This window comes from Coraliomargarita parva (assembly GCF_027257905.1).
GTDB classification, from domain to species: domain Bacteria; phylum Verrucomicrobiota; class Verrucomicrobiia; order Opitutales; family Coraliomargaritaceae; genus Coraliomargarita_A; species Coraliomargarita_A parva.
The window spans coordinates 1-11830 of the sequence record NZ_JAPZEI010000001.1 but is presented as its reverse complement, the minus strand read 5'-3'; the positions used below and the strand labels follow the sequence as shown (position 1 = coordinate 11830).

Below are 11830 nucleotides of genomic sequence, written 5' to 3'. Positions count from 1 at the left end.
TGTCTTTTTATGTGTGGACTCGAGGTGGTTTAGTCATGCTTGGCTGAAAGTAGTGTCGTGCGGATATCTTCGATGGAAATTCCGAGCCCGTTGTATTGGTAGCGGGCCAGATTTTCCGGATCACGGAAAGCCGTTGGGCAGGGAGCTTCTCCCGGGTTCTCATGAACCATGTCTAGGATGTATTGCATCGCGTCCGCTTAAAAGAGTTCGATCGCATTCAGGAGGTCTTCCAACTTGCCTTCGGCCAGGCCGACGACGGTATCTGCGGCACCGTAATACATTTTTACGGTGCCGTCGTCTTCAAGGAGGAAGCCTCCCGGGAAAATGACTCCCCCACGGAAACCATCCAGTTCGTATTCGGTTTCGGCGCGTAGCAGCGGTTCCCGGCACATGCCGATAACTTTGGCTGGATTCTCAAGATCAAGCAACATGAGGCCGGCGATGTACTCCTTGGTCCACGGATGCGGGCTCCAGGCATTGAGTGGTTTTTCATTGTTGATTTCAACTGCATGAAAAGTTGTGAGCCAGCCCCTTTCGGTTTTAATTGGCGGTGCTCCCGGGCCGATCTTTGCATTGGCAAAGGGCACCTCTTCGGAAGCAAGGAGCAAACGGTGGTCGCCCCATTCAGTGCCGTTGGAGGAGTTGCTCATCCAAATATCAAAGGACTCTTTTCCTCCGTTGAAGTAGAGTGGAAAGGGGCGGTCCAGTCGAACGAGCTTACCGTTTACACGTTCCGGAAAGAGCACCATATTCCGGTTTTCGGGTAATGAGAGATGGAGCAGCTCCCATGACCGGAGATTTTGGTCTGTAGTCTTTGCGATTCCACCACGCACGCCGTGCTCCGTATCGAAGGCGAAGCAGAAGTAAGCTTCCCCGTCGATCACCGTGATGCGGGGATCATAGACGCGGACGATTTCTTCGCTACCGAAGCGTTCCTCGTATTGGTCTTTCAGCCACACGCGGATCTTATCGCGGTCGAATACCGGTTCTTTTTCGATTTCCCAAGTATAGCCGTCCTTGCTGTGGGCGAGTCCGATACGTGTGAGCGCCGGGATTGGTGCGTCTTTCGGTCCTGAGTCGGTTCGAAAGAGCATTACATATTGTCCGTTCCATTTAGAGATGCCGGCATTGAAGACGGACATGCAGTCCCAGGGGATGTCTGAGTCCTGCAGGATCGGGTTATTGCTGCGGCGTTGAAGCAGTGGCTTTGTGTTCATGTGTGCGTAATCGAAAAGCGTTTTATCTTAGTTTGCTGTGCGATAGGAAAAGTGTATGTTAGTCGGTGTAAGTCAGCCAGTAGTAGCCTGGTTTAGGTTCTCCGAAAAATTCCATTTCAGATTCTGAAAACGTATGGCGCATCCCGCTTGGGGAGTAGATCAGGACGCCCGTTACGCGTTCATCGGCACGTAGTAGCATCACGCCGTTGTCCAGTAGTTCCCAGCCTTCTGCTTTTCGGGCCGCGACCTTATATCTTAGTCGGTTTTTGGAATCCGTATCCGGCTTTATTATGTTTGAACTATAAGGGGCGATGAGCTGCCTGTCCTTATTGAATTCACAGGCGAAAGGAGCATTGGATAAGTTCAAGATGCGGATGGAATTTTTGGGAAATTCGTTGCTGTCACTGCCATACACATTGACTTGATACTTTGGTCGCGAAGTATCTGCGGCCATGTTCTTGATTGGAGTTAGGACGATGAGTGAGCTGCCCATTTCAAGTGATGCGGTTAACTTCCCGATCTGAATGCGTTGCATTGTTTCCGGTGCTTCGGGGTTGGGGAGCTCCTTGTAGATTTCGAGCAGCTCTTCGGTCAGCGGGCGGATGACCGGGCTGATTTTATAAGGCGAGTCGCTCAAGACCGAAAAGGTATCCTCTTTCTTTAGGTAGTAGGCTCCGGGGCTTTCGTCTAAAAAGAGGAAGCGCAGCTCCATTTTCGGTGATTCGGAATCCGCTGGCTGGGCAGTCGCTTTCGCGGTGCTCATGATCATTCCGCCCAGTAAGCATCCCAGAATCGTCAAGGTCTTGTAGGTCTTGGATAAATCTAGTTTATTCATCTTTAAATCTCTTCCGAGTTGAGCCATCGGAAACTAAGGATCGTATACCTGCGGCCGAAGGTGGCGTTGGTGCGGTCGGTGGGGTCTTCATACGCTTCATTTCCTTTGCTCCCGTCGTTCTGAACGACGTAGTCAGGCAGGCGTTGGACGACAGCTTCGCACCACGCCCGTCCTTCAGTTTCCTGGGTGACCGGATTGCGACTTTCCCCATAGGCTCGGATCGTAAATGTGTCGGAGCGCGCGGTCAGGGACGGACTGAGGATTGTCAGCATGTCGGCTTGTAATAGATGCCCCGGAAAGCCTGCGATTGATGCCGGCATGACGTATTCCTTCTCTGCCATTTTCGCGGAATTGACGCCGGAGACAAAATCGATAGCTGTTGTTTGATAGGCTTTATCGAGGTTGGTTAGCTTGTTGACTGCTTTGTCCGTCGAGACTTGTAGTGTGCCGCCTAAAGCCAATCCATAGGTGTCCTCGTTTTTGCTGATCAGCTTGCGGTTTACGAAGTCCGCAAATGAAAGGAAAGGGCCGCGCAGCCGAACTTGAAGGGCAATTTCTTCTGCAAGTTCGTTGATTTCCGAGTCAGTTAGGTTGCGGATGCCGTTCCAGGAATTTGCTGTGTTACCCTTGTCCGCGTCGGTTGCCATGCCTGTTTGGTTCAGGCTTCTGGCAAAGGGGGCGGTCAAGTTGCCCAGGCTGGTTTCGCCGCCGACAGAGACCTCACGCAAGCTGGACAAGATGCTCTTCCAAGCATTGGTCGAGGTGGAATTAACGTTGAATCCGCCTTCGAGCATCAGGTTGGTTGCTGCCATGCGGCTATTCGATGCTGTGCTTGAGTTTTCATCGCCTCGGTATGCTTCCGTATCATCCCATGCGACTTCGTCTTCTTCGCGGAATGGGCGATAGCGACTGTTCACCAGGTGATCCGTTTCAAAGTCGAAATCGCCGGTTGTCGGATAGGAGGAGAAAAAGAATCGGTCTGATAAGATATCGTTCCAAATATAGGAGCCGTCATAGTGTGTGCCATAGCCTGATCCGAGGTTGTCGAATACCTTCTCGCGGGAAATGCGTGGATGCGGATAGGAGTTCGCGATCGGGTAGTTCACTTGCCACATGTGGGCGAGTATAGAGGAACTGGACCAACTTGTTCCGGATGGAATGTAGCCGACGGTATTGAAATGCTGTAATTGGCCGATTGAATTGAGCACTTGATCTGGAGAAGGTGTATCGTAAAGCAGATTGACGAATCCGGTTTGTGAACTCTCTCCCCCGATCGATTCTGGTGCAGTGTGCTCGTAGTTCCCTGCACCGACATTCACGCTGCCCCAGCGGACCTTCTCGAAATCGGAATCCCCATCGTTTGAGAACATTAGATTCGACTGCAGGTATGGGTTTAGATTGCCTCCTCCGGCGCTGTCTCCGTTTTTGACATGGGTCCAAGCCCATTCCAGTAGGTGACCTTGAGAGCCGCTGGAGCCACCATAAAAATTTATTATCGTGCTTCGGTAGTTTACTTGGGAAAAGGGCGCTTGCTGTGGTAGTGGTGAACTGGTCTCGCCGGTTGGAATATCGTTAAGATAGAGTGATAGACCACCACCAATCTGAGTGCCATTGCTTGTTGGGTTTACTAGGAATGCATTCTTATCTTTGGAGTAGCCATGTCCGTATATGTAATGGACCATCTTATTCGAGTAGTCCGGCAGTCTGAGAGTCGCGCTTATGCCGGGCCTGTTGTTCAGTTGGAGCGCGACGTGTGTCATTTGAACGCTTTGTGGGGCGCCGTCACTATCTGTGTAAGTGTAAGTTGGCAACTTGTTGCCTAGTCCGTTGGCGGACGAAAAATTATAGCTCAGCCAAATATTGGGATCATAGGAATTTGTAAGTATTACTGTCGTCGCTGGGTTGTCGGTTGGTTGAATCTCAAGATAGCTGCCATTGATGTCCGGATTGACGCTGCTAGATGAATCGATGGAGAAAATGCGGGCTTCACCGGCCGGTATCCCCTCGGACCTGAGGATCATTTTTGTGAATTTCGAGACGTATGCTTTTTCCGGCCTCTTGGGGCTCTGGCCGAAAATATCTTTGTATGCTTTCATTAAAAGCGGTTCGCTGAGACCTGTCAGGTTTTCTTCGCCAAACCTTAGATAGGGGGAAGGGTCGCTGAATTCGAAAACATAATCAGTCGCAGCGAGCGGAACCGTGTACGGATTTCCCAATACAATCATTGGCATGCTATCCACAAAAATTTCTCCGTTCACAATGCGCAGGGCATAAAAGATTTTGGCTTGGATGATGAGCGGGCTAATGCCTTGTTCATCTTCTGTCTGTGGGCGGGGGATCACCTCGCCTTCAGAGTTGAAAATGCCGGCAGGGATCTCTGTATTTTGATTGCCCATATTGTAGTAGGACCAGAGTTGCTCCCAGGTGGCGCTGTATGTGAGAAGGCTGCTTCCATAGCTTGTGGGGAGCTCTCCGTAGGGACTTGTTTTTTCATTAATGACGCTATGGGTATCACTGAGTGAAGTGATGATTGCTTCGCCGTAAGCAGCATTGAGTGCATTGGCAAAGTCCTGCCGTGTGCTTTGTCCCAGGATATAGTTGAGGTCTTGCTTCAGTCCTCCGTGCCGCATATCGGCGAGCACGCTGTTCGACCAAATGGTAGTGTCGTGATAATGCTCCACGGTGGCGTTTTTCCAGGAGGTGTTATCGATCAGATCGCCCCACTGTGGATTTGTTGAAATTTTACTGAGAATAGTGTCATTTCCCGGATAGAGGTCGAAGCCTTCCCCGGTCTTCTCGGAAATTGCTTCGATGGCGACGTGTTGTGCACTTGAGCGCCGGCGTAGGAGGCCATTGTCGGTTGTATCGTCAACAAACGGATCGATCAGGTTGACCCGTGCTTTTATTCCCTCGTCTCCAACCCACCATGCGTAACCGTCGGCGCTTGAATTCGCGTTCTCAATGTCGACGACGGGGGCGGTGACGAGGCGGTCCAGGTCATCCGTGCTTTTGACGCCTGCACTGTTTTTGACTAGGATGGTATAGGCATTTCCGCTGGCGTCGTAAAAAACTTCCCCCGGGGAGCTCGCTGCGGTGACGCCGTTGACTGGGGTTGTCGGCTGGAAATCATCTGGATTTTCGAAGTAGCCACTGACCAGCCAGCCTTCCAGGCTTGGGGTGGGGTTGTAGGCGGCAGGGTTTTCCGGGTCGAAGCTGCTGGTGTTTCCGTTACTCCATGAGCCCGTCCAGTAGCGGTTGCGGTTTGCTTTCCAGTAGGTATTTAAATTATCCGCGATTTCGCTGCCGGTGGACGTTCTTGTCACGCTCGTAGGGGCGGGAATGATGATGTCGGCGGTGGCGGTGGTGCGTTGGTCGGGGCCGGTTGCCTTTTGCAGTTGGCCTAGCGCGATTTGCAATCCCAGTAGCGCATTCTGTCGCGCTTTCAGAAGTATTTTCGCATTCGATGAGGCTTCTACCTCGATCCGCGCGACTGCTGTAATCGAAAGGAGTAAAAGCACGACGAGCGCGGTCAGGCTCAGTGCGACGATGAGCGCAAAGCCGCTACGCTGTCCCTTTGTCGACTTGGTCAGCTGGTGTCGGGTCGAATTGTTCGAAAACTTGTTTGCGGATGGCATCGTTCACATGTGTGGGAGTCGCTCACGAGGTGCGGAAGGCCTGCCGGGTTTGGCTCGGTAGTCTTAGCTTGTGAAAGCGCTGCGCCTCGGGATGCATGGGGGAGGTTTCGGTCTGTGGGGAGTCGGGCTTGCTTCTCCGAATCTGCATCGTATGTCAAGAAGCATAGCAATCATCAAGCAATATTTAGCAACTTCTTTAGTGTTGCATGAATGTGCTGCTTTTCTCTGTGGGGTCAATTTTATGCGGTTTTCATCGTTTTTCCTTATGTCTGCTGGTTCCGTGGGGAGGGGGTAGAGTCGGAATGTAAGATTTAAAAGAATAGCAAAATGCTATATTTTAGTTGCATACTTTTTGAAATCAATGTAACTCGGTGTGAAAAATTGATTTATCACCTCACTGTCCGGTTTTCGAATACTCCTATTGCTCAATTAGTGCCATGTGGCGGCGTGCAGGGCGGATGCGGAGTCTCCCTTGTTTTGTTCAACCCACACAATATTATGAATATTCCATCCCGAGTCCTCTACGTATCTTCCATGAGCCGTTCCATGATTCTGGCCGTGCTTGTGGCGTTTACTGCCGGTATCGGCTTTGCCCAAAGCGGTAATTTGTTCCCAAACGGCGAATTTAATACACCCAACAGTGCCGGGACTTGGCCCGCTAAAATCGGCAAGCCGAACAAGGGGAGCTATGAGTGGGGAGATGAAGCCGGAGAACGTTTTATCCGGATGACCTCCACCACACCGCTTGAGACCGTGCTGTTCTACCAGCAGATCGGGCTGAATGGTGCGCAGGCGGTGGAAATGACGATCAAGGCTCGGGTCACTGGATTAGTGAAAGGGCCGAAGAGTTGGTTTGATGTCCGGATCATGGGGGACTTCCGTGACTCCGGCAGTAAAAAGATCAAGGATTTCAAGCCGGTTGTTTTTGGGCGCGATACGGACGGATGGGTGGAGCGCACTGTGACGATCCCTGTTCCCGATGGGGCTGTCTTCATGGCAATCATGCCTTCATTGCTTCAAGTGAATGCCGGCACGCTCGATATCGCGAGCATCACGGTGAAACCGGTAACACCTGATACGCCATAGCTGATGTCGTCGTGGGCTTCCCGCGCGACGTCTCCGAGCCAGTTATTACAACGCTGCGAATTTTTGATATATGATTTCCAAGGTTAATCCGCTTCAGGGCACCGATTCAGCCCACGATTTTTCCACCGGCAATACATTGCCCATCGTTGCTCGTCCCTGGGGGATGCACCACTGGTCCCTACAGTCCGGGCGCACGCCCTGGGTCTTCAATTGCCGGCATAAGCGTCTTCAGGGCATCCGGTTGACGCATCAGCCGAGCCCATGGATGCAGGACTATGCCTGCATGACGATCCTTCCCTTCAGCGGTCGTGCTTATGATAGCGCCGAAAGGCAAGCGTCATCATACCGTCTGAAAGATGCAGTGATCCAGCCGAATTATCTGGAGGCGACTTTGTTGCGCTACGGCGTCCGTTTCAAGATGTCGCCGACGGAGCGAGGCGCGATCTTTATTTTTGAATTCAGCGGGGATGATGCCCCGAAGGTTGGATTTTATTTCGATGGTACGCATGATTTGCAGGCTGTCGGAGATTTCGGTGTTTCCGGCTACAGTGGTTATAGCAAGGAGCCTGTTCCGGAGGGATACGGCTTGTCCTTTATCGGTGAATTTTCCGAAAAGCCGGTTCGTGTTGTAAGGTGCGGGTGGGGTGGCTATGCGGAATTCGCAGCGGGAACGCGTCGTGTCGAACTGCGTTTTTCCGGTTCCTTCATTGATACCGACCAAGCTCGCCTCGCCATGGATCGTGAGCTCGGCGGTCGTTCCTTTGAGGATATCGAAGCAACCGGGGCAGCGATCTGGAATGAGCTTCTCGGGCGCATCGAGATTGAGGATGAATCCGAGAGGCAGGAGCGTATTTTCTATTCCTGTCTGTACCGTTGCCTCTTGTTTCCTCGCTTTCTCGATGAATTAGATGCTTCCGGAGAAACGTATCACCGGAGTCCTTATGATGGTAAAGTCCGTTCAGGCAGTTTGTGTGCAGACAGTGGTTTCTGGGACGTCTACCGGACACTCTACCCGCTGTTGGTCCTTGTCTATCCGGAGGTGTTGCGACGCATGTTGGATGGCTGGTTGAGTGCTTGCCGGGAGTCCGGATGGGCGCCGAAGTGGCCGAGCCCGGGCCCGCGTCTCTGCATGATCGGCACGCATTTCGATGTCTTTGTGGCTGATGTGGTGGCCAAGGGCATTACTGACTGGGATGTGGAAGCCGCATTCGAATATCTTTGGAAAAATGCATCCAGGGAATCGGATGATCCGCATTTCGGGCGGGAAGGCCTGAAGGACTTTTCCGACTTGGGGTATGTTGCTGCCGATCGTCATGACCATGCTGCGGCTTGCACGTTGGATTATGCCTACAATGATTTTTGTGTGGCCCAGGTCGCACGTTTCCTCGGGAAAACGGAGGAGGCGGACATGTTGCTGAGACGTGCTCGGAATTACCGTAATGTATTCGATCCCGCGGTGGGCTTCATGCGTGGTCGGAATGCCGATGGGACCTGGCTGGAACCGTTTCGTGAATTTGAATGGGGCGGCGCTTTCATCGAAGGCAGCACTTGGCAACATACCTTGAACGTGCCGCATGACCCGGAAGGCCTCGCCGAACTCCTCGGAGGTCCCGAGGCTTTGTGCCAAAAGCTCGACACGATGCTCTCCATCGAACCGCGCTTCGAGGCCGGTAGCTATGACTTCGAGATCCACGAGGCTTCGGAGATGGCTGCGGCCGATTTCGGGCAGTATGCGCATTCCAACCAACCGGTGCATGGCTTTCTCTTCCTCTACGCTTTAATGGGGCAGCCTGAAAAGACAGTCGAATGGGTACATCGTGTCTGTAAAGAGCTTTACAGTCCGGATAAGTTTCCAGGAGATGAGGATAACGGCGAAATGTCGGCGTGGTATATCTGGGCATGTCTGGGGCTCTTTCCGCAATGCCCGGGGAAGGCCGAGTATGTCTGCTTCGAGCCGCTTCTGAAAAAGCTTAAAATACACCTGCCGGACGGCCCGCCTCTTTTACTCGGACGAGTCCATCATTCGGATACGCTGCGCATTAGCCATGATGAACTGCTGCAACGTTCCGTCGTCGGATCGGGCGTCTGATTCCGCTTTGCGGATTACGGCGATGGGAGGCGTGGCTCCTTGTATTCCGGATCGTGTAAAACCGGATAGGGCACACCCGCTAGTCTGCACTGTCTTCGACAAAGCTGATGGCCGGGAACTTTGTGTGAAATTCATCGGTTATCTTGCCTCGACCGCCGCAGGTTCCGCGAACGATGAGCTTCAGCTTCAGGGTGGATTCCGAGTGGTCGCTGGAGTTCCGGGTCAAGGCAATGGCATTGCGAAGCAAGCCGTTACTGATGTTTTCGAAGTCCTGGCTGATTGTAGTCAGCGGAGGGTCGCTGAAGCGGCCGGCCTCGGTATCGTTGTGGCCAATGATGCTGTAGTCTTTCGGTGCGCGCAGCCCTATTTTGTGCATGGCGGTCATGAAGCGTAACGCGTGTTCATCGTCGTAGCAAAGCACGCCGAGATCGCCGGCATATTCTTTCAACTTGTTGGCGAATTTGTCCATCTGCCCACTCCCATGCTTTACCAGGGCGGAGAGGTTTGGCATGTCTTTTTCCGAGGTGAAATAAGAATAGGCCGTGAGCATGCGCTGAAGAATCGGGTCCTCCGGTGTCGTTGGACCTAAAAATGCGATTTTGCTATGCCCTAAAGTATGGAGGTAGCCGCAAAGTGCTAGGGTGGGGCGGAGCAGGTTTTTCCCGAATTGCTCGGGGTCTCCGAAGTAGTTGGCTTCCAATCCGGAGATGAGCAGGGGAATACTGACGGGGATCGGGCACTTGTCCACGAACTGCCTGATCTCTTCGGCCATGTCATGGGGGAACCAAGGGAGGACGAGTGCGACGCAACCTTCATTGGCCATGGACTGCACTTGCTTCAGGGTTTCGTCTCCATACCCCTTTACCCAGGTGGGGCGCAGATCGAGGCCCATTTCCATGCCCGAGTGGGCCAGGCTCTGTAAGACCTTGTAAGCGTAAGCATTGCCGTTGCGGTAAACCATCACCCCAATTTGGTTGTGGTTCTGCTTAGGAGGCTTGATCACCTCCACAGGCGTAGCCTTCGGGTGTTTGGCGATAAAGGTGCCGCTTCCGATCTTGCGGGTGATGATGCCCTCGTCCACGAGCGTCTTCAGCGCCTTGCGAACGGTCAGGAAGTTGCAGTCGTAGGAAACGGCCAGGTGGCGTTCTGGTGGAATCTTCGAGCCGATCGGCAGGGTGCGTGTCAGTTGTCGAATCTCTTTTTCGACTTGTTCGAATTTGAGTTGTTTGCGGCTCATGAAAATAGCAATTGATAATTTTGCTATAGTTTACACGTCCGCCTGTAAACTGAATTTGTGCCATTCCTGTGTAACTGGAAGGGATGTTGTGGCTTGTGGAGGTATTTGGGCGGGTGAGTTGGTCCGACCCGAGGCGAACTACGCCTGTGGGTTTGATTTGGTGGAAGATGGCCTTAAGCTGCGCTGATGTTGTCGTCACCCCGCAGGCACGACTTGATCCGTCCGACGCACCGAGGCCTCTATTGCCAAGCTGCTGATTTTTATATCGACCCCTGGCTTACGTTTTTAACCACGGATTACACGGATGGACACAGATTCCTTTCATTCGTTTTCTCCCTGATCCGTGCCATCTGTGTCATCTGTGGTTCTTCAATTCTTTCCCATATCGTAAAGGCTACTCAAGTGATGAGCGCGGCGAATGCCGTTGCTCACTCACTCTGGTTCGGATTCATATTTATTCTTTGCGGACAGGTATCATCACGAGATCACTGACAACAGAATAACCTCCGCTTCCATGCGGCGACTCATAATACCACCAATAATCTACCGAAAACAAAATATCCTCGTTGCTTAATGTAATTTCATTCCAGTCATGTGAGCTAATTGTGCATGAGGTGAGGCTGTTCAAATTCGTCTGCGTAATATCCTGTTCTCTTCTATACAGGACATTGTCTCCCTGTTTGATTTCAACCTTCCTGCTCAACCTTGCATCTGTTACCTCGACTTTCCAGAGATCGATAGGATCTTTTCCTTCTGGCGCGATGCTAATCCCAGGTGGACCATTACGCAATGAAAGTGCCTCTCTCAATACTTCTACACGGGGGCCAGAAAGGCTATGCCAGAAGGTGACTGGCTTATCGACGATGGGACTTGCCGATATATACATTTCGGAATCATTTATCTGAATTCCAGGATGGGAGTCCTCTTTGGAGCAGCTAATAGCCATAAAGGCCACTGCGACTATCAAGATTATCTTTTTCATTCTATTTAATGCCGAACGTCGATGATAGACGCGCTGAGCCGTAGGCTCATGAAGTGGACCCGAACCTTGGACAGGTTGCAGTGATTGTTTAGATGTAGTCCAGTGGAGCTTCGGATGGAAGTCCAGACTGGAAGGTTGTTGGATGTTGTTATTGGTGGTGGGCAGCTGCCTTCGCGTAGTGGAGGCCGTCCCCGAAGGGGTGCCGCGGAGCGGCAAGGCCGGAGCGGAGCGACGGCAGCTGTGGCGGATTGTTTCTCACGCGGCATCCTCCATTTTAAATCCGCTGCGATACTTTTGCTCGGGACTCATTCCCAGGCTCTGGTGTTTGCGTGTGTTGTATTTGCGGAAGAACGCGGACAGCCCCTGATAGAGTTCGGCCATCGTCTCGTAGCCCCGGATGTAGATGTCGTCATACTTCACCGTGCGCCAGAGCCGTTCGATCATGACGTTATCCAGGGCGCGCCCCTTCCCGTCCATGCTGATTTTAATCTCATGCGCTTTGAGCACCCCGGTGAAGGCCTCGCCGGTGAACTGGCTTCCCTGATCGGTGTTGAAGATCTCCGGGATACCTTCGACCTGTAGTGCTTGCTGCAGGCACTCCACGCAGAAGGCCTCGTCCATACTGTTGCTGAGCTTCCAACTGATCACGTAGCGGCTCGACCAGTCCATCACAGCCGTCAGGTAGACGTGAGTCTCACCGAGGGGGATGTAGGTGATGTCCGTGCACCAGACCTGATTACTGCGCTCGA

9 protein-coding genes are annotated in these 11830 nt (G+C 52.5%); 2 read left to right on the top strand and 7 right to left on the bottom strand.

Features of this window, described 5'->3' with window-relative positions:
* Positions 1–29 precede the first annotated feature (29 nt).
* The 4 genes from O2597_RS00045 to O2597_RS00030 are packed head-to-tail and all read right to left on the bottom strand — an operon-like array spanning position 30 to position 5687.
* The gene (locus O2597_RS00045; protein ID WP_269522094.1) at positions 30–188 is read right to left on the bottom strand and encodes a hypothetical protein; all 159 of its coding nucleotides are present in this window, start codon (positions 186–188) and stop codon (positions 30–32) included.
* 9 nt (positions 189–197) lie between these two features.
* Positions 198–1217, bottom strand: coding sequence for a glycoside hydrolase family 130 protein (locus O2597_RS00040; protein WP_269522092.1), 1020 nt, complete (start codon positions 1215–1217; stop codon positions 198–200).
* Positions 1218–1275: 58 nt separating this feature from the next.
* Positions 1276–2052 carry a hypothetical protein gene (locus O2597_RS00035; protein ID WP_269522090.1) on the bottom strand — a complete coding sequence of 259 codons (777 nt, stop codon included), beginning with the start codon at positions 2050–2052 and terminating at the stop codon, positions 1276–1278.
* Between the two features lie 2 nt (positions 2053–2054).
* Positions 2055–5687 carry a hypothetical protein gene (locus O2597_RS00030; RefSeq protein WP_269522088.1) on the bottom strand — a complete coding sequence of 1211 codons (3633 nt, stop codon included), beginning with the start codon at positions 5685–5687 and terminating at the stop codon, positions 2055–2057.
* 498 nt (positions 5688–6185) lie between these two features.
* Between O2597_RS00030 and O2597_RS00025 the strand changes: the two genes are divergently transcribed.
* Together O2597_RS00025 and O2597_RS00020 are read left to right on the top strand one after the other, a co-directional pair.
* Entirely contained in the window at positions 6186–6773 is a 588-nt protein-coding gene (locus O2597_RS00025) for a hypothetical protein (protein WP_269522086.1), read from the top strand.
* Between the two features lie 70 nt (positions 6774–6843).
* Positions 6844–8862 (top strand): GH92 family glycosyl hydrolase, encoded by a 2019-nt coding sequence (locus O2597_RS00020; RefSeq protein ID WP_269522084.1) that lies wholly within the window; start codon positions 6844–6846, stop codon positions 8860–8862.
* Positions 8863–8941: 79 nt separating this feature from the next.
* On the opposite strand, the gene O2597_RS00015 is transcribed toward O2597_RS00020, so the two are convergent.
* The 3 genes from O2597_RS00015 to O2597_RS00005 form a co-directional block, all read right to left on the bottom strand.
* The gene (locus tag O2597_RS00015; protein WP_269522082.1) at positions 8942–10099 is read right to left on the bottom strand and encodes a substrate-binding domain-containing protein; all 1158 of its coding nucleotides are present in this window, start codon (positions 10097–10099) and stop codon (positions 8942–8944) included.
* A 454-nt stretch (positions 10100–10553) separates the two neighbouring features.
* A complete protein-coding gene (locus tag O2597_RS00010) occupies positions 10554–11081 on the bottom strand; it encodes a hypothetical protein (protein ID WP_269522080.1) in 528 nt (175 codons plus the stop codon).
* A gap of 255 nt (positions 11082–11336) precedes the next feature.
* Positions 11337–11830 (bottom strand): IS3 family transposase (locus tag O2597_RS00005; protein ID WP_269522078.1); only part of this gene is annotated, 494 nt, incomplete at its 5' end.